This is a genomic window from Scytonema sp. UIC 10036 (genome assembly GCF_009725235.1).
Map to the genome: position 1 here is coordinate 1 of NZ_WJFC01000252.1, position 18,518 is coordinate 18,518.

General features: G+C 41.8%; 17 protein-coding genes. 6 read left to right on the forward strand and 11 right to left on the reverse strand.

What is annotated here, in order from left to right:
* Positions 1–845: uroporphyrinogen-III synthase (locus F7734_RS54455; protein WP_166482745.1), on the forward strand; the 845-nt coding region annotated here is incomplete at its 5' end.
* Positions 846–888: 43 nt separating this feature from the next.
* On the forward strand, positions 889–1,998 hold the full coding sequence (locus F7734_RS54460) for an LLM class flavin-dependent oxidoreductase (protein ID WP_155752546.1): 1,110 nt from the start codon (positions 889–891) through the stop codon (positions 1,996–1,998).
* Between the two features lie 6 nt (positions 1,999–2,004).
* Here F7734_RS54460 and F7734_RS54465 read toward each other — a convergent pair whose 3' ends face one another.
* Positions 2,005–3,363, reverse strand: coding sequence for an amidase (locus F7734_RS54465; RefSeq protein ID WP_155752547.1), 1,359 nt, complete (start codon positions 3,361–3,363; stop codon positions 2,005–2,007).
* Between the two features lie 291 nt (positions 3,364–3,654).
* On the opposite strand from F7734_RS54465, the gene F7734_RS54470 reads away from it, so the two are divergent.
* Complete coding sequence (locus tag F7734_RS54470) at positions 3,655–5,403, forward strand: asparagine synthase-related protein (RefSeq protein ID WP_155752548.1); 1,749 nt, start codon at positions 3,655–3,657, stop codon at positions 5,401–5,403.
* A 4-nt stretch (positions 5,404–5,407) separates the two neighbouring features.
* On the opposite strand, the gene F7734_RS54475 is transcribed toward F7734_RS54470, so the two are convergent.
* The 5 genes from F7734_RS54475 to F7734_RS54495 all read right to left on the reverse strand — a co-directional run bounded on the left by F7734_RS54475 (position 5,408) and on the right by F7734_RS54495 (position 10,988).
* Complete coding sequence (locus F7734_RS54475) at positions 5,408–5,638, reverse strand: hypothetical protein (RefSeq protein ID WP_155752549.1); 231 nt, start codon at positions 5,636–5,638, stop codon at positions 5,408–5,410.
* 95 nt (positions 5,639–5,733) lie between these two features.
* On the reverse strand, positions 5,734–7,011 hold the full coding sequence (locus tag F7734_RS54480) for a hypothetical protein (RefSeq protein WP_155752550.1): 1,278 nt from the start codon (positions 7,009–7,011) through the stop codon (positions 5,734–5,736).
* 338 nt (positions 7,012–7,349) lie between these two features.
* A complete protein-coding gene (locus F7734_RS54485) occupies positions 7,350–8,597 on the reverse strand; it encodes a decarboxylase (protein ID WP_155752551.1) in 1,248 nt (415 codons plus the stop codon).
* Entirely contained in the window at positions 8,585–10,363 is a 1,779-nt protein-coding gene (locus F7734_RS54490) for an asparagine synthetase B family protein (RefSeq protein ID WP_155752552.1), read from the reverse strand. The genes F7734_RS54485 and F7734_RS54490 overlap by 13 nt, the downstream gene beginning before the upstream one ends.
* A 1-nt stretch (position 10,364) precedes the next feature.
* A complete protein-coding gene (locus tag F7734_RS54495; protein WP_155752553.1) occupies positions 10,365–10,988 on the reverse strand; it encodes a DUF3859 domain-containing protein in 624 nt (207 codons plus the stop codon).
* Between the two features lie 220 nt (positions 10,989–11,208).
* Here F7734_RS54495 and coaE point away from each other — a divergent pair, with 220 nt between their 5' ends.
* The gene (coaE, locus tag F7734_RS54500; protein ID WP_155752554.1) at positions 11,209–11,796 is read left to right on the forward strand and encodes a dephospho-CoA kinase; all 588 of its coding nucleotides are present in this window, start codon (positions 11,209–11,211) and stop codon (positions 11,794–11,796) included.
* Between the two features lie 351 nt (positions 11,797–12,147).
* Complete coding sequence (locus F7734_RS54505) at positions 12,148–12,342, forward strand: hypothetical protein (protein WP_155752555.1); 195 nt, start codon at positions 12,148–12,150, stop codon at positions 12,340–12,342.
* A gap of 251 nt (positions 12,343–12,593) precedes the next feature.
* Here F7734_RS54505 and F7734_RS54510 read toward each other — a convergent pair whose 3' ends face one another.
* From F7734_RS54510 to F7734_RS54530, 5 genes are all read right to left on the reverse strand, one after another.
* Positions 12,594–13,067, reverse strand: coding sequence for a DUF3368 domain-containing protein (locus F7734_RS54510; RefSeq protein ID WP_155752556.1), 474 nt, complete (start codon positions 13,065–13,067; stop codon positions 12,594–12,596).
* Entirely contained in the window at positions 13,064–13,333 is a 270-nt protein-coding gene (locus F7734_RS54515; RefSeq protein ID WP_155752557.1) for a UPF0175 family protein, read from the reverse strand. Before F7734_RS54515 ends, F7734_RS54510 begins: the two co-directional genes overlap by 4 nt.
* 187 nt (positions 13,334–13,520) lie before the next feature.
* Positions 13,521–13,964, reverse strand: a complete 444-nt coding sequence (locus F7734_RS54520) for a hypothetical protein (protein ID WP_155752558.1) — start codon at positions 13,962–13,964, stop codon at positions 13,521–13,523.
* A 114-nt stretch (positions 13,965–14,078) separates the two neighbouring features.
* Positions 14,079–14,621: a hypothetical protein gene (locus tag F7734_RS54525; RefSeq protein ID WP_155752559.1), complete on the reverse strand. Its 543-nt coding sequence runs from the start codon at positions 14,619–14,621 to the stop codon at positions 14,079–14,081.
* A 253-nt stretch (positions 14,622–14,874) separates the two neighbouring features.
* A complete protein-coding gene (locus F7734_RS54530; protein ID WP_155752560.1) occupies positions 14,875–16,272 on the reverse strand; it encodes a TldD/PmbA family protein in 1,398 nt (465 codons plus the stop codon).
* A 601-nt stretch (positions 16,273–16,873) separates the two neighbouring features.
* Here F7734_RS54530 and F7734_RS54535 point away from each other — a divergent pair.
* Positions 16,874–18,518: DUF2079 domain-containing protein (locus F7734_RS54535; protein WP_155752561.1), on the forward strand; the 1,645-nt coding region annotated here is incomplete at its 3' end.

Below are 18,518 nucleotides of genomic sequence, written 5' to 3' on the forward strand. Positions count from 1 at the left end.
CCCCAGTACCTACGCCCCACTCCCCCTCTCTTCCGCTTACAGGTAAAACCGTTCTTGTGACACGCGCCGCCGGACAGTCCAGCAAATTTTCACAAGCCCTCGCCTCACTGGGTGCAACTGCGATCGAAATGCCAACCATAGAAATTGTTCCCCCCTCAAGTTGGGAAGGTTTGGATAATGCTATTTCACAGATATCTAGTTTTCATTGGTTGATTCTCACCTCTACCAATGGTGTAGACTATTTTTTTGAACGGTTGTTTGCCCAAAATAAAGATGCTCGGATTTTATCTAACCTCAAAATTGCCGTTGTTGGAGAAAAGACAGCCCAAAGCCTCAAACAACGGTGTCTCCAAGCTGATTTTATCCCTCCCAACTTTGTTGCAGATTCTTTAGTAGAAAACTTTCCTGAAGAACTCACGGGGAAAAAAGTTTTATTTCCCAGAGTAGAAAGTGGCGGAAGGGAAATTTTGGTGCAGGAATTAACTGCAAAAGGAGCAGAAGTGATAGAGGTGGCGGCTTATCAATCTCGCTGTCCGGACGATGTACCGCCTTCAGCAGAGTTAGCACTTCAAAATGGAAGTGTAGATGTTATTACCTTTACCAGTTCTAAAACAGTACAATTTTTTTATCAACTCATACAAAAGGTGTTTTCTAAGAATTCTCAAGAAGATTCTTCAGTTGCAATTGCAAAATCCTTAGAGAAAGTTTGTATTGCTTCCATTGGTCCCCAAACCTCTAAAACTTGTCGTTCTTTATTTGGACGAGTGGATGTAGAAGCGGAAGAATATACCTTGGATGGATTAACTCTAGCACTTATTAAATGGGTGACGACTTCCGTTTGCTAAAATCGTTCTTGCAGAACAGCAAACAGCTTAATTCCAAACATGAATGTTGACAAAACAGCGACTAGAATTTAACTGGTGTGCTCCCGTATCTGGTGATGGATTTTATTTGGGTTTACCCGTTTGGGAACGCCCACCGAGTCTAGAATATACGGTTGAGATTTTCAAAACAGCAGAACGCTTTGGGTTCCGACAGTTGCTAATTGGTATGGGCTTCACACATCATGTCCTGGAAGCTTGGACTTTAGCAACAGCAACTTTAGCGCTTACAAATAACACAGGAGCGATGGTAGCTGTACGTCCGGGTTTTTATTCAGCTCCCGTGTTAGCAAAGATGGCTGTTACCCTAGATCGTATCAGTAAAGGTCGCCTTTCATTCAATATTGTCACGGGTGGACGACCAACAGAACAGGCGATGTATGGTGATTACTTAGACCATGATAGCCGATATCGCCGCACCCGTGAATTTATGCAAATCTGTCGTCAGTTATGGTCAACGACCAATCCCTTCGATTATAAAGGAGAATTTTACCAACTCCATCAAACTCGTTTAGAAACCTTACCCTTGCAACCATCAGGACCACTATTTTATTTTGGCGGTGCGAGCGAAATGGCTCGACAAGTGGGTGCAGAATTTGCAGATGTTTATCTAATGTGGGGCGAAACACGACAACAAATTGCTGACCGAATGAACCAAATGCAGCAATTAGTGGCTAACTACGGACGGGAGAAAAAAGTGCGCTATGGATTGAGGATGAACATTGTCGCTCGATCTACTGAAGCCGAAGCAAAGGAAACAGCAAGGGAAATGTTGGCAAAAGTGAGTCCGGAAATATTAGCTAAAGCACGAGCCAGTGAATTTCCCAATACCAAGCGGGAAAGTGTCGGTCAAAGCCGACAGTGGGAATTGCGTGGAAATGCTGATGGGAATTGGTATGTTGAGCCACTACTTTGGGCTGGTATTTCCGTAGTGCGGAGTGGTGCGGGAATGGCAATTGTTGGTAGCTATCAACAAGTCGCGGAGCGTCTTTTGCAATACATAGACTTGGGAATCACAGTTTTCATCTTGTCTGGATATCCTCATTTAGAAGAGTGCGAAAATGTGGGGCGATATGTTTTACCTTTAGTTAGAGAGGGCTATCTGCATAGAAAATAAATAAATTTATTGGATTTTAGATTTTAGATAAGCAATTTGGAAAGCTAACGCAATTCTTAAAATCAAAGCTTCAGCATAGGAATTACCTACGATTTGCAGTCCTATAGGTAAACCTTGATTGCAAAAGCCACAAGGGAGAGATATTGCAGGTACACCCATAAAGCTGAAAGGGACCATAAATCGCCGATTTAGTTGATAAATTTCCGGTTTAGCATTCATGAGAGGTGCAACCATCGGTGTTGTAGGTGTTAGTATAGCATCCACTTGCTGAAACAGTTTTTGCGATGGCAAGAATTTTGCTTTTTTCTGCAATGCTTGTTTGTAACTGTGGTGAGAAATTTTTCCTCCTTTCAACAAGTCATTTTGCACTTTTTTGCTCAAAATCTTGGTGTTTGTAACGGATTTATCTAGCAAAATTTGACGGAATTCATAAAGAGCAATGGTAGAATAAGCTACCTCATCAAATTCTTCTATGAAAAATGGAGAGTTGATGGTGACAATTTGTGCTCCCAATTGTTTGAAAATCGATATGGCATGAGAAATTGCTAAAGCCACTTCTGCATCAATTCCTCTCCATGTATAATTAGCTATTACACCCAACTTTAAACCGTTGATGTCAGTTGGTAGAGGATACAATTGTTTTAAACTTGTGAAGCTAGGAAAGAGTACAGCATCCAGTAAAATGGCAACATCCTCTACACAATTCGCCATCAACCCAACTGTATCAAAACTGAAAGCACGCGGAAAAATACCCTCATTGCTGACTAATCCGTAAGTCGGTCTTAGCCCCACTACTCCCGACCAACTGGCGGGAACTCGAATAGAACCACCCGTATCCGTACCAATTCCACTCAAACAAAAACCAGCCGCAATAGCTGTTGCGCTTCCACTGGAAGAACCTCCTGATGAGCGATCGGAGTTCCAAAAGTTACAGGTATTGCCATAAAAAGAATTGTTTCCAGAAAGGTCAGCTGCAAATTCGCTTAAATTTGTCTTACCTAAAATGACTGCACCTGCTGACTTTAACTTTTGGATAATTTTAGCATCAGATGATGGTATGCGATCGCTAAAAAGTTGTGCGCCAACGGTCGTCTTAATTCCGGCTGTATCAATATTATCTTTGAGCACAATCGGAATACCGTGCAATAATCCTCGTATTTGACCGCAGTGGCGTTCAAAGTCTAGTTGAGCAGCAGTTTCTAGAGCTTGTTGCTCCATAACGGTAATCAAAGCATTCAATATTGGATTCAGCTTTTTAATACGTTCGAGATAATGCTTAACTAACGTCGAAGAACTCAGCAACCCACTTTGCATCAGCTGACTTGCTTGCGCGATCGTTTTCGGAATAAAAGTTTCTGGTAGCATTTTCAATGTTGGATGAAAATTTTAGGAAATCAATCGCCTCTCACCTCTTACCTCTGTGTACTCTGCGCCTGGTGCGGTTAAATAAATGACTTTTGAACCGCTGAGGACGCAGAGAGCGCAGAGGAGAAACTAGGAAATACTGATGTCAAGTACAAAAATTACCCCCCTCTGTCCCCCCTTGGAAAGGGGGGATGAAAGGGGGGTGCTACAAAGCGGTGTATTTCAGCTTTGTTTTCCCCTTATCACAGCTACATTATATTTAAGCTAAATTATAAATTCTGCAAAAATCTCATGATATTTAATGCCTTTAAAAGCCGTAAATTGAATAAAATCGAAGCGATTGAAAGTAAGCCTAGCTGGCGTGTAGCTTGGGGAGCAGTTGATATAAATGAAGAAGATATAGCTTGGCGAGAAGATAAAATCGCGATAATTCTACCGCGTACAGCATCTGGATTTGTGACAGAGAAACTAGCAATCAGTTCTTTACAACAATTTGTGGTTGTTGGTGATGTGTGGTTAACCAACCAGACACAACTACTGCAAAGTTTAGGAATTGAACCAAATAGTTATGGGGGAACTTCTGTACAACTAGTTGCTCATCTTTGGGAAAAATGGGGTGTGGAATCTCTCAACCTACTTGTGGGAATGTTTGCACTCGTAGTTTGGGATAGAGAAAAACAGGAGTTGTGGCTGGTACGCGATCGCATTGGTGCTCGTACTCTCTACTACACGACCACTGGTTCTACTCGTTGGATTGCGTCTAATTTAAGAACCTTAGCACCCTATCATTCATCAGATTTAGATTTGGTAGCGTTGCGTGATTATCTGTGTTGCGCCTTTGTACCTGGAGAACGGACACTTTGGCAACAAGTGCGGGAACTACGACCTGGAACTATCTTACAATTTCCAGACCAGAAAGTTCAAGCTTATTGGCATCTTCAAGAGCAGATTACAGCAATAGATCGACCTCTAGCATGGCATGCTGAACGTTTGCGAGAACTGCTAGACCAAGTTGTGAAAGAATATTTACCACCACAAACCGAACCCGTAGGAGTTTTTCTCTCTGGTGGTTTAGACTCCAGCTGTATCACCGCAATAGCCGCAAAATTCCACAATTCCCCAGTCCACACCTTCTCGATTCATTTTGGTGATGAATGTCCTAATGAGTTAGAATTTTCCAGTCTGGTGGCTTCCCATTGTCAGACGCAACACCACATTTTGGAAATTACTTTTAAGGATATGTGGGAACGCCTACCAGAAACAATGGCGTATTTAGATGACCCCATTGGCGATCCCTTGACTGTTCCCAACTTGTTAGTGGGACGACTAGCGAGAGAAAGCGTGGAAGTCGTATTGAATGGTGAGGGTGGAGACCCCTGTTTTGGTGGACCAAAAAATCAACCCATGCTCATTAATAGTTTATACAACTCCGTCACCAATCAGAATTCATTACAAGCTTATTTAATTTCCTTTCAAAAGTGTGCATCTGATTTGCCACAACTTTTAAAACCAGAAGTTTGGTCAGCAGTTCAGACAACACCTTGGGTTTTTGAAGAAGATTTATATTCTTCAGCCAGCTATTTGAATCGTTTGATGACAATGAACATCAAATTTAAAGGCGCTGACCAAATTCTCACGAAAGTGAGTAACTTGACTCAAGCCGCACTTTTGCAAGGTCGTTCTCCACTTTTTGACCAACGAGTTGTAGAGTTAAGCATGGAAATTACTCCAGAGTATAAGCTTTCTGGAGTAGAAGAAAAAGCCGTATTAAAACAAGCGGTATCAGATATTTTACCAGAGAGAATTATTTCTCGTCCCAAAAGTGGGATGATGGTTCCAGTACAGTTAGGATTTCGTAAATATTGGCAGAGAGAAGCCAGAGATTTATTGCTCAATCGTCATGCGGCTATTAGTCCTTATTTAGAGCGATCGCCAATCCGCAACTGGTTAAATTATCAAGGAGACACTTGGAGTCGTTATGGGGTGAAGTTATGGTTGCTTGTGAGTCTAGAAATTTGGTTACAGGTGAATAAAAAATAAGCGTTTAACCAAAACTTTCATCCCCATAAAAATATTCAAATTGACCGACAGTAAAATATAGAGTGTTGTTAGCAGAAATCTGAGCGATCGCATGAGCGAAAAGTAGGTCTGTTAACTTAGAACTTCCATCTCGACTGGGTTCAAAGACAAATCGATGACTACATTTTTTACACTTTCCATAATATTGATTCCAGTCTCTCCGGTTATTATCAGTTCCACATTGAATACATTTCATGGTAGTGTTTTAACCTTTCATTTGGCTTGTAGTAGCGCTTTAGCGCATGCATAGCAAATACAAACTAGTAATGATTATTCATTCCCACTGACTTATTAACCAAAACTTTGAACAATATATATATCATTGCCTTGTTCTTCTTCTAAAGTGTAGCTACCAGCGATACTTCTTTGCAGAATTTTAATAAGTCGTTGGGGGGAGAAAGATTCCAATTTCACGAACTTTCCCGATTCTAACCATGCTAATTCTTCAGCTGATAAACTCTGGCGAATTTCTCCAGCTAATTGTTTGGCGACTTGCGCTGAACCTGAAGAAGTTTGAATAAATATTTTCTGCTTTGTAGCAATAATCTGACGGGGTAACAATCCCACATCAATAATTGCAATGTTGCTGTCCCTAAACCAATTAGCACTAGTACCGAGATGATGAACTAAACCAACACCTTGGGGAGTACAATCATGCAATGCATAGACTTTCAATTCAGAATTGCGGCGTAACATTTGCATTGTAGTATCAAAAATGCTTTCAGGGTATCCTGTAATGCTGAGAATTGCACAGTTATTTTCAAAGTGAAAATGATTGGCAATTAATAGTTGAGCAATAGCTGCACTATCACAAACAACTAACCTATCAAAACTGTAAGCCGTCACATCAGGATTAATTGATGCAGGTGTAATTTGCTCGCGTGGAGAATTCAATATTTTGAGAATTGGACCATTAATGTTTTGCCAATGATTTAACCAATCTTGAAATTGAGATTGAGAAAATAAAGATTCCTCTTCTACTAATTCAACTCGACCTAACTGTCGAGTTCCTAAATATATAGATAACATTCCCAGAATAACGACAATAACAAATAGAGGAAATGAACTAAACACAAACCAACTTACCAAGATTCCTACGACTAGAATCAAAATTCCCAGTCTTTGTAAAGCTTTAGCACTTGCTTGACGACTCGCATGGTTGAGCTTGTTAGAATTAGTGTTAGTAAATAAGTAATAAATTACACATACTTGATAGATTAAATTGACAATTAAGAAGGAATTATCACCAATTATAAAGCCAGAAAATACGCCAAAAAAAACTGTAACCCAAATATTAAAAAAAAGATAGACGCACCCCCAACCTATTGTAGAAAATAACTTCTTTTTGAGACGATTGTCTAATAAGTAAAAAAGTTGGTTGGGAGTAAAAAACAAAGTGTTATTCGCAGAAATGTCAGCAATAGCCTTGGCAAACAAGGGGTCGGTCATTTTAATATTACCCATGCTCGTTGGTTCAAACACAAACGGATGCTGACATTTAACACAACGCCCTTGATTACCCGTTCTATCTTTCAGATTATTATCAGTTCCGCAGTTAATACATTTCATAGCAGTTATTTACTCCTTGTTTTGAACTCTCTAATTCTGTGTTCTGATGCAAAAAATCTTTCTTAAAAAGAACCAAACCATAGCAATCCTATTTGATTTTTGAACTACCCGTAGCCCTATAAAAATGTATAACAACTTCAAGAAATTAATAGATCTCTCTTTTCTTCCCTCTGCGTCCTCTGCGCCTCTGTGGTTCAAAAATAATTTATTTAACCGCAGAGACGCAGAGAAAAGAGATGAGGAATTACTACCTGAATTAAAATTTTACGAATTACCTTGATAGGGATAGCATTGTCCACCCTACAGGACTTGAAGTTTTTCATAAATCATTTAGGTTTCTAATAATTAAATACCTGATTTGCTAATAAAACACTGTAATCTTCCCTCTGGCGAATCAAGCGATGTGTACCATTTTCTAATAACACCTCCGCAGGTTTAGGACGATGTAAAAAATGCGAAGACATAGCATAGCCATAAGCACCCACATCTAAAATGGCAATGATGTCACCAATTTCTAATGCTGGTAATTGGTAATTTTTACCTAGATAATCTCGTGAATATGTAGTATTTCCACAAATATCAGTTGTATGTTTTTTGGATTTATCAATACCATTCCAAGTCACCATTTCCCGATAACCGCCGTGTACTGAGGGGACTGAAAGATTAGCAACGGTGGTATCCACTCCTACAATCTGTTTCTCTGCTTGCCATTTTACTGAAACTACTTGAGCTAGCAAAGTCGCACAACCTGCGATCGCAGCTCGTCCTGGTTCAATGACTAACTCAATATCTCTTTCCAAACGACTGATTCTGTCACTTAACTCTGCTGCAAACACTTCCCATTCAAAAGCTGCTTTACCATGATGATAGGGATAGCCAAAGCCACCACCAAAATCCAAATATTGCCAATCTGGTAACTGTTGTGCTGTTGATAGCACAGTATCAATCACCTCAGTAAAGGCTTCTGTCGCATTGGTTCCCGTACCTCGGTAAAAATGCAAACCGCTCAATGGCAATTTTGCCTCATGAGTCACGGCGATCGCATTTTTGAATTCCTCCGGACGCACACCAATACGGCTATCTCCTGTAATTTCGGGTAAGTTGAGACGTAAACCCAGACGGGGTGAAGAAACTTGATGAGAGAGGGAGCGATAAACTTCGCAGCACAGTTGCAATTGAGACACGCTGTCTAAATTGAGGGTTTTTACTCCCCAATTCAAAACTTGTTCCATTTCTGCACGATTCAAGTTACTTCCACTGTAAACAATTTGTTCTGGTGCAAAACCCGCCTGCAATCCCAGATAAATATCTCCTGGTGTATTGGCGTGTAGTCCCCAACCCGAATTCCGAAAAATTTGTAATAGAGAAATATTTCCATTCGTGACACTTGCAAAGCGAAATTGGGTATGGGGATAAGCAAAAGCCTGGGTAATACGCTGAATCGTTTGATGTAAGATGTCAGCTTGGTAAATGTAGAGTGGGGAATCGTAAGCCTTGAGTAATTCTCGAGCAAGTTCTTCAGAAAAAGGAAGATAAACCTCCTCACTCTTGACTCTGAAATCATCACTTGTTTCTAGTTTTGCCATTTTTTCTGCAATCTCCATAACTGTTTAGGTAGCCAAAATGGATGGTCAAAAGATTGTTTTCCCGCTCCTTCGCCGAAAACATATATTCGCCAAAATTGCCAAACAATTAACAACCACAAAATCTCTCCAATCCGACGCCCTTGAATTCCCGCACCCAATTCACCTGCTGCAATTTGTGCTGCTAGATAGGGAGAAAAGCGATTTTCAATACGAAGTCTACCTGGATTTAACCACTGACCAATTTCATACCAAAACTCGTTTAAACACCAGGAGGTTAAAGGTACTCCCATACCACGCTTTTGTCGCCAAACAATTTCTGGGGGTAACAAATTTTCACAGGCTCGTTTGAGGATGTATTTCTCACAGGCTCCCTGCAAATAAAGTTCTCCAGAAACCTGGAACGTCCACTCAGTAAGTGGTAGATCGCAGAAAAGCGATCGCACATACAACCCATGAGCAAACCCTAAAGCCGTCGCTCGCGGTTGAATATTTTGTGCTCCTTTTAACATCAAGCTAGCACGGCGCAGCCGATGGAGGACGCCTTGGCAATACTCTGGATCGAGGGCTTCTGCAATCCAGTCTTGGGGATCTAATTTTTGTACCTGCTCGTAAATATCTGGCTGGTAAATCGCTTCGTAACCCCACAGACGGTGAAATGTCCGGAGATATTGTTGTATGGGTGTTTCTTGTCCTGAAGGATTTTCTGTTTGGTAAACCCCTGCTGCTATTAACGGCTTATTCGTCCAACCTGCAAATAACTGGTCGCCTCCCTCGCCGTTAAAAATGACCTGAGTATCCTGACTGGCTCTTTCTCCTAAAAGATACAAAGGAACGGTTACCCCATCGCCAAAAGGCAAATCGAGAGCTTGTACGGTAGAAATCATCGCTTTTTTTATTTGACGCGGGCTTGCATCAACTTTTACCAAAGGAATTTGCAGATGTTGGGCGACAATTTCTGCATAGGGGGATTCGGGAATACCCGCACCTCCAAAATCTAAAGTATAGGCAATCACTTTTACTCCAGCCCGTACCAGTAATGCAGCGACTACAGAGGAATCCAATCCCCCGGAGAGAAAAACTCCCACAGGCTCATCTGTACAGTCGGAAATTTGACGCTCAAGGGCTTGTTGCAAAAGAGTTTGCAATTGTTGGACAGCCGTTGTTTCATCTTTTACTTGTTCCTGAGCTTCGCACCATTTCCACAAGCGTTGATAATTCGGTGTTGATAGCTGTTGTGACTCAGATTGACTTTGCCAGACTAACTCTGTTCCCGCTGGAACGGCAAATATTTGACTAACGGGTGTTAAAGGATTGGGGGTATAAGAAAAACAAGTATAACCGTATAAACCAGGAATACTGACTTCTGGATTGTCCAGAACTTTCAGCAAGAGTTGCAGATGGGATGCAAACCAAATCACTTGTGCTTGTTGCATCCAGTACAGAGGGACTCGTCCAAAAGGTTCCCGTCCTAAAATGAGGCGATCGCTTCCGTGTAATTTTACCCAAGCATCTGGTAAAAAAGAGTCATTAGCTCTCCCTGATGCTGATATACTAGCTAGCAAATAAACAGGCAGGCTTGGCTTTTGTGAAAAACTAGTATAAGCAACATTCCAAATAGGGTAGTTATTTTCATCTGGGGAATCGAAATCGCATAATTGGTAGGAATTGGTTAGAGATGTTTTTACAACATTGAGCCGCGCTTCTAATTCCGGGCGAAAACCATAACCCCAATATCCCAGAAATTGCTTTTTGGGAATTTTCTCCATGCTATTTCACTTCAAAGTTAGTTTCGCTAAGTTGACGCCCTTGAAGAAACATACGCACCTTCCATTGACCTGGAGAAGATGCAGAACTTATGATGTGACGGCAGTGAGTATCCCAGATGGCTTTGTCAATTTCACGAGTTTGATAGCGATTTTCCTTGACAATTTGACCGCTAGGGTCTACCCAATTGCACGACAAATTTAGTTTTTCACCTAGAGGCGCATCTTTTAACGTGACACGATAAAACACTTCTGAGTTGTTTTGGCGGGAGATATTTTTTAAATCGCCGCCATCATCTTGTGTAAGAGTGATGCGGTTTCTTTGGGTAGAAACGCGAGCTAAAACAGAGTTATGTTGTTGGATAGAAAATACAGTACTGGCAATGACTACCACTACCGTGGCAAACACTCCGATGGCAATTGTACGATTGCGCTTTTGCTGCACTTCTAATGCTTGACGCCGGTGGATTTGCACAAGGGCTTCATCAAGCAGTTCCGGCGCTAAACCTAATTCCTGTAAAATTTGCTGAACTTGTTCGGGTGCAATTTCTGCTTCCCGACGTGCTTGGAGTCTTCCTACTTCAGCGACGATCTGCTTTAATTGTTCAGTGGTAAGTTGCTGAGCCATAATCTTGACCTATTTTGGGTAAGTCGTTTAAGTAACCGTGAGAAATCCGGAGTAGAGCATTCCTGAGTGTTTTCGTGCGTTTGAACAACTATACTGAAGTCATGGGCGATCGTTGTAGACATCTAGCTGTTATTCAACCCCATGAACCAATAATTATGTATTTGGTTACGAAAATTAATATTTAGTTCTACATGGAGCTTTGCGAAGTGGATTTGGATGGATGAGTAAACACATTATTGGATTGACTGGTGGTATAGCCACAGGTAAAACCACTGTAGCTAATCATTTGGCTGGTGCCTACAATGTACCTATTTTAGATGCAGATATTTATGCTAGAGATGCAGTATCTATAGGTTCGCCAATTCTTCAGGCGATCGCTGAGCGTTACGGAGAACAAATTTTACTCGCACATGGTAGCCTTAACCGTCAGCGACTCGGTGAGATAATTTTTAACAATCGAGAGGAACGCAACTGGGTAGAAGGATTGATTCATCCTTATGTGCGCGATCGCTTTCTGCAAGATATAAGTATATCAACTGCACAAATATTAGTCTTAGTTGTGCCTTTGCTGTTTGAAGCAAGAATGACAGATTTAGTGACAGAAATTTGGGTTGTTATTTGTTCCGAAGAACAGCAATTAGAAAGATTGATGCAACGGAACAATTTAACCTTAGAACAAGCACAAGCTAGGATTCATAGCCAAATGTCAATTGCGGAGAAAGCTGCTAAGGCAAATGTGGTTTTAGATAACTCTTCCTCTTTGGAAAGGCTTCTCCAGCAAGTAGAGCGAGCTTTTCTGTTATTGTAGTGGTTTTTAATTAAGTGTAATACATAAAAAATTTATGGAACCGCAGCCTGTAGCTTAAATTTAGCATGACGCTGTTCTCTCCTTGCCCATACAAGAATTATCGATTTTTCAACTTCGGGACTTCTAATTTTTCTTCGCGATCGCCCCTTGGGCGTCTCCCTCCGGGAGCATCGCATCCCTTGAGCGCTGCTGAAACTCATCTGACATCTGTTGTGTCCATTGTGACTGGGGAATTGACTGCTTGTTGCAAAGTAGCAAGCTTAGCAAGCAGACAATCGTGGCGCAATTTGAGGTACTTAAGGTACGATTTTTGGTTCTTGCGTACTAAGCTCAAGTTACATAAACAAAAAAATGGTACAAATTCCAGAAGAACGCGAACTAATGGCTACTGTTTACCTGAAAGATGGAACTAAAGTCGAGGTTCCAATCTGCGAACTGGGAGAGTATCTAGAAGCCAATCGAGACTCAATCCAAGTACAGAAACTTAAAAGCCGTCGCGGTCCGATTCGCTCAAAGATTGCAGCAGAACATAATCCCGCTGCTTAACTGTACAAAATTACGGTTACGTTATATAGTTCACCGTCGTAGTTTAGAGCTTCTAGCTTTTCTTGGCTCTCTGCAAAAAACGCATTACATGCATCTACTCCAGGTAAATCGAAGGTGCAAATCGTTCTCCACGATCGCCAACTTAGCGAAGCCGAATTTCAAGTGAAATAGTTATGGGCAAATATAGAGTTGCTATGTTTTCGGAAAGGTTCTTGACAAAACCTAAAAAATCTGGATTTGTCATGAATCGCTTATGCGTGCTTATCTAATAACTTTTGCAACAGACTATCGGATGCCCAGAAGGATGTGTTGCGTAGCTTGTCAATAGCCGTGGGCAAATCGATAAGCTTCATTGTTGCTGCTTGATCCAGAATCCCAAGAATGCCTGTGATGGTAAAGCCTTTATTTATTGCAGCGCGTCGTGCCTTCATATCATCTAGCAAAAGTAAATCTGCATCGATCTCTTGGGCTAAAAGAATAGCTGCGCGTTCCCCAGGATCGAGTACATCAACAATTGCATCTCCAGATTGGCTGACGGGTTGAATTTTAAGCCAGTCAGGTGGAGTGGATATCCAAGCTTGAACCGCTTGAGGAGCAGCTATATCCGATAACTCACTGTGAACAGCTTGAGGAATGATGATTTGCTCAAACAGTTCGGGCAGTAAATTAATCTGCCCAATCAAAACGAGGTAGTTGATGGGCGATGTATTGGAAACAATAATCATTCTGAGACTAAGACAGTGCGAATAGCTTGGACATCTTGCTCTAAGTCTTCTTCTGTGTACGGTAGGTAAGCTTTTTCACGCTTAAGGAATTCGTAGGTTTCCCATCGAGAGACAAAGTTAAGCATTCGGCGGACTTCAGCAGCTCCAATACGACTTTGGCGATAGTGGTCAGCTGCTATCAGTTCTAACACTCGGCGTGATATCACTTCTGGTTGAAGATTCAGTTGATTGGCAATGTCGTCGGGAAGGACGATGGTAATTTGCATTGGCATTACCTCCTTGGACTTACTACTCATTATATAGTAATTCACTCTAAAGCCAGATTGATAAATAGCAATTGTGAAACTACTTTATGACTTACGCAATCTCAACGGTATTTTAAGAGTTTCACACGTTGTCGATCCCCCAAATCTCCTTAAAAAGGGGGACTTTGTGTAAGTCCTGTACTTAATTTCACAGTTGATTGAGTTGAAACTCAACAAAAGGAGTATCCACACGTCCCGACCAAACCTTGCGCGATCGCATTTGTTCAATTGATTCCCGGACGTATTCAATCCACTGTCTTGTTTCACATAATTCTTGATAGCTAAAACGAATTTGATAGGTAGCTAGTTTTAGTTGGTCGAACCACCAATAGCCTCCATCTCTCCTAACAATCAGAAGTTTGAATCGGTCTAACTTCTGCCACAAAAGGCTAGCTTCAAGAAAGAATTCGATACATTCTCCCGGCATAGCTAGGGGGAAATCAGATTCTTTTGGGACTTTAACAACATCACTCCCGCCACCTCTGTGTTGTATTTGACCTTGGGCTCCCACCAGTTCAGGAGTTAATGTGTTAAAAAAGCTGAAATGAAGGGATTCTTGGGTGTTATTGGTAATTCTTAACCCTATCTGCATAGAAAAAATGGTATTTTTTTTTCTTGGTAATGTCAATACTCTTTCCGGCATTACGGTTTCAAAACAGATACCATTAACTTCCACGGCGTTACCGTTAGGCTCTATAGGTTGAATTCAGTGAAAATTAACTCTAGGTGTTGCCGGATCAATTGAGTTAGTTGGTGATTGATTGGTAACTCCTATCTCGACAGATTTATTGTTGTAATTACTATTAATTTTATTGATATAAATGAACCGAAGCTGATAATTTCCTGGTTGGAGTGCATGAAAAGAGTAATAAGTTCTTGTTCTAAAGTATTCAAAGTCGAAAGAAAAGTCTTTATTAGGTAATTCCAGGATAAGTAAGTTATTCTGCCAAAACAGCCTTCCATCTAACCAAACACAAGTGTCTTTTCCAGGTTGAACTAGCCAAGAATTGATAATTTTCGTATCTTCTTGCCTATTAAAGTTAGCTAATTTTGAGAACAAGCATTTTAATTGAAAAATCCAACTTAGCTGTTGAGGTTGTTTTTGATTTATGGATTCTTGCTCATTGACTACGAAAACCCCCTGTGAGGTTTGACCATCCGAGTTCACAAGTTCTGGAATAAAGGTGTCATCAAAGCTGACAGGAAATGGCTCTGATGTGTTGTTAGTTATCTGAACAACTAGATGCACGGGAGCAATAGCACCCCTCTTATTATGCCCGCGTAAAGTATAGGTAATCTCCCTTGCAGGATAGAAGTAAATACATCCAATCTTTGATAAATTAGCGAAATTTTGCTACCCAAGCATCAATTACACTGAAAGAAGTTGAATCAAAACAGGACTTACGTAACTTTAACGGTATTTTGAGTGTTGGATGCATTGGAGATCCCCCCAACCCCCCTTAAAAAGGGGGGCTTTGTGTGAGACCTAGATATACCTTCAATCACGCAACTTCACCACCAACGACCACATCACGAATTCGCAAACTGGGTCCCCCACAACCCACTGCTAAACCATTTTGCCCGCCTTTGCCACAACCACCGGATTCATCCCAGTAAAAATCATCCCCGATCGCTTCTATATCTGCCAGTGTTTGGAACACGTTCCCTGAAAGCGTCACATCTTTCACAGGTTCGGCAATTTTACCGTTTCTAATCATCCATGCTTCCCCCGCACTAAAGGTAAACATCTCCCCATTGGTCATTCCACCCAACCAATTACGAGCATAAACCCCTTCTTTAATATCACTAAATAAATCCCCTACAGGCGTCTTACCTCGTTCAATCCAAGTATTGGTCATCCGTACAAGGGGAGGAAAGTGATAGTTGAGACACCGGGCATTCCCCGTAGGCTCTTCATCTAATTTGCCTGCTGTTTCGCGGGAATGCAAGCGCCCCACCAATACGCCATCTTGAATCAGCTGTGTTGTCGTTGCTGGGGTACCTTCATCGTCGTAAAAATAGCTACCGCGATGTCCGCTGGGCGCAGCACCATCAAAAATTTGTAACTCTTTTGAACCGAACCGCCGCCCAATGGTCATCACTTCTAATAAATCTGGATTTTCATAAGCCATGTCTGCTTCGGAAAGATGCCCAAAGGCTTCATGGACAAACAACCCGGTGAGAATGGGGTCAATCACTACAGTGTAAGTATTTCCCTTCACTGATGGCAAAGATAATGCTGCAACTGCCCTTTGTGCTGCTAGTTTTACTTGCTCGTCTAAATTCATGAAATCTTCAAAAGCTTTGCGCGAACCAGAAGTTTCCCTTCCCGTTTGCACTGTCTCGCCATTTCTTGCCGTTGCAGCAAAACGGATTTCCATATCTACCCAGGATTGCTCGATATAGGTTTTTTCACTGGTGGCAATAATGACTCTTTGAGTGCTGTCAGCATAACGCACTGAGGTAGTGGTAATTCGTCGGTCAACACTTTTGAGTAAATCCGTGTAGCGATCGCACAATTCTTTTTTCTGTTTAAGCGGAATTTGCCGGGGATCGGTTCCTGCTAGGGGCACATTGCATATATCTTGAACTATGTCAATAGGAGCTAATACAGTTTCCTCATCACCAACGATTCTAGCTGCAGCAATGGCTTCTTCTATGCGATCGCGAATTGTCGAAAGCTGGTTAAAGCTACTAAACCCCCATCCCCCTTTATAACAAGCACGAATTTGTCCGCCAATAGAAATGCCTTCGCTAAGAGTTTCTACTTTGTCTCCGCGCAACATGATGTCAGTTCCTTCAGCTTCTTCAAGGCGAATCATCAAATAATCTACGCTGGATGAGTAGCGGGCGATGAGGTCAGTCAGCAGATTTTGAGCGTCAGCGAGTAAGGTCTGCATTTGTAATTAGGAGAACAATAACCAACTCTATTTATTGTCCCTTTAAAAAGGGAACTTTGAGGATTTCCTTGCTTAATAAGCTACGGTGTACACAAGTTGGATTTACCCCCTTAATCCCCCCTTATCAAGGGGGGAAATCAGAAATCGCGTTCCCTCCCCTTGACAAGGGGAGGGCTAGGGTGGGGTACACCAGTTGGATTTACCCCCTTAATCCCCCTTATCAAGGGGAAATCAGAAATCGCGTTCCCTCCCTTGACAAGGGGAGGGCTAGGTGGGGTACACCAGTTGGATTTACCCCCTAATCCCCCCTTGTAAAGGGGGAAATCAGAAATCGCGTTCCCTCCCTTGACAAGGGGAGGCTAGGGTGGGGTACACCAGTTGGATTTACCCCCTTAATCCCCCTTGTAAAGGGGGGAAATGGGAAATCGCGTTCCCTCCTTTATAAGGGGAGGGCTAGGGTGGGGAAAACCAAGACTGAGAAACATATCTTGGTTGAAATGCATCATGGGAAAAAATCAGCGCTTTTGTTGTTAGTATTTCAGCACGATCGCGCTCTACAATAATTGATTGCCCCGTTTCTTACAGTCAGGGTAAATGAGTGATGCTCTCAAGATTGCGAAAAAAGCTACAAATAGCCTCAGAATTGAAGCAAGAAGTACCAACTGATGTTAAAACAATACTTCCATTGGTAGGAATCTTCTTTGTCCTGTGTCTCTTAGTTACCCTAAATCGTTACTACAGTTTTTACGCCTCTTTTGACCAAGGTATTTTTAACCAAGTTTTCTGGAATAACCTCCACGGACGCTTCTTTCAAAGTTCTCTTTCCTCAAGTCTTTCAACTAATGTTGTTCACGCTGGAGAAGTAGCCACTGTTTATTATCATCGGCTGGGTCAACATTTTACCCCTGCGCTGTTACTTTGGCTACCAATATATGCTTTATTTCCCTCTGCAGCAACTTTAGTCGTTTTTCAGGTAATATTTATTACGGCTGCTGGTTTGGTGTTGTACTTGTTGGCGCGACATTATCTAGAACCACCTTTGGCAGCAATGATAACTGCTAGTTTCTACGGAGCCAACGCTGTTATCGGTCCCACTTTAAGCAACTTTCACGATATCAGTCAAATTCCGTTGTTTGTCTTCGGATTGCTTCTAGCAATGGAAAAGCGCTGGTGGCGTCTATTTTGGGTACTTGCTGTTTTGATTTTGGCGGTTCGTGAAGATGCTGGTATCGGTTTATTTGGCGTTGGCGTTTACATGATTTTGAGCAAACGCTTTCCCCGTGCTGGGCTTGCTGTCTGTACTCTCAGTTTCAGTTATATCTTAGTTCTCACTAATGCAATCATGCCCCTGTTTTCCAAGGATATTTCCCAGCGTTTTATGTTGGAACGGTTTGGGCAATATGCGGATGGTGATGAAGCTTTTACTTTAGAAATTATCTGGGGAATGATTAGTAATCCTTGGCGATTGTTAGTAGAATTAGTTACACCTATAGACCGTACTATCAAGTATCTCTTGGGTCACTGGTTGCCTTTAGCATTTATCCCTGCTGTTGCTCCTGCGGCTTGGACGATCGCAGGTTTTCCCCTGCTGAAACTGTTTTTAGGTCAAGGTGATACAGTTCTGGCAATTAACGTTCGCTATGCTTTAACTGTGGTCCCAGGGCTATTTTACGGGACGATTCTTTGGTGGTCTGAGTATCCAAAAGCGTTTAAACCATCATTTCGCCGTTTTTGGATTGGCTGTATTTGTCTTTCTCTACTCTTTTCTTTCACTTCCAGTAGTTCTGCTTTAAACAGAGCTTTTTATTTTTTACTACCAGATTCCTTTCAACCTTGGGTGTATGTATCCTTACCTCAACAATGGCACCATGTAGCGCAGATACATCCATTGTTGGCACAAATTCCACCATCTGCAAGCGTGTCTGCTACTACCTACCTTGTCCCTCATCTTTCCAGTCGCCGTGAAATTATTCGCTTGCCTGCTTTAGAATTGCGAAATGATGAGCGTCAGGTGATACAAGTAGATTATGCGATCGCAGATCTGTGGCAGTTGCAACAGTATCAAGCAGCATTTAAGGGCGAGCGCAGTTCCCTGCAAGAACTTGTCACCCTGATTGACCAACTCACTGGGGATCGAGAATATGGGATTATCGGCTTTAGAGATGGCGTCATTTTACTTAAGAAAGCCACTGCATCTGACGCACAAGCAACAGATGCTTGGCTATCTTTCCGTCAGAAATTAGGGG

Bases quoted from the DNA above. Each gene is read 5' to 3' on its own strand.
- F7734_RS54460 (WP_155752546.1), top strand. From the start codon at position 889: ATGTTGACAAAACAGCGACTAGAATTTAACTGGTGTGCTCCCGTATCT.
- F7734_RS54465 (WP_155752547.1), bottom strand. From the start codon at position 3,363: ATGCTACCAGAAACTTTTATTCCGAAAACGATCGCGCAAGCAAGTCAG.
- F7734_RS54470 (WP_155752548.1), top strand. From the start codon at position 3,655: ATGATATTTAATGCCTTTAAAAGCCGTAAATTGAATAAAATCGAAGCG.
- F7734_RS54475 (WP_155752549.1), bottom strand. From the start codon at position 5,638: ATGAAATGTATTCAATGTGGAACTGATAATAACCGGAGAGACTGGAAT.
- F7734_RS54480 (WP_155752550.1), bottom strand. From the start codon at position 7,011: ATGAAATGTATTAACTGCGGAACTGATAATAATCTGAAAGATAGAACG.
- F7734_RS54485 (WP_155752551.1), bottom strand. From the start codon at position 8,597: ATGGCAAAACTAGAAACAAGTGATGATTTCAGAGTCAAGAGTGAGGAG.
- F7734_RS54490 (WP_155752552.1), bottom strand. From the start codon at position 10,363: ATGGAGAAAATTCCCAAAAAGCAATTTCTGGGATATTGGGGTTATGGT.
- F7734_RS54495 (WP_155752553.1), bottom strand. From the start codon at position 10,988: ATGGCTCAGCAACTTACCACTGAACAATTAAAGCAGATCGTCGCTGAA.
- coaE (WP_155752554.1), top strand. From the start codon at position 11,209: ATGAGTAAACACATTATTGGATTGACTGGTGGTATAGCCACAGGTAAA.
- F7734_RS54505 (WP_155752555.1), top strand. From the start codon at position 12,148: ATGGTACAAATTCCAGAAGAACGCGAACTAATGGCTACTGTTTACCTG.
- F7734_RS54510 (WP_155752556.1), bottom strand. From the start codon at position 13,067: ATGATTATTGTTTCCAATACATCGCCCATCAACTACCTCGTTTTGATT.
- F7734_RS54515 (WP_155752557.1), bottom strand. From the start codon at position 13,333: ATGCAAATTACCATCGTCCTTCCCGACGACATTGCCAATCAACTGAAT.
- F7734_RS54520 (WP_155752558.1), bottom strand. From the start codon at position 13,964: ATGCAGATAGGGTTAAGAATTACCAATAACACCCAAGAATCCCTTCAT.
- F7734_RS54530 (WP_155752560.1), bottom strand. From the start codon at position 16,272: ATGCAGACCTTACTCGCTGACGCTCAAAATCTGCTGACTGACCTCATC.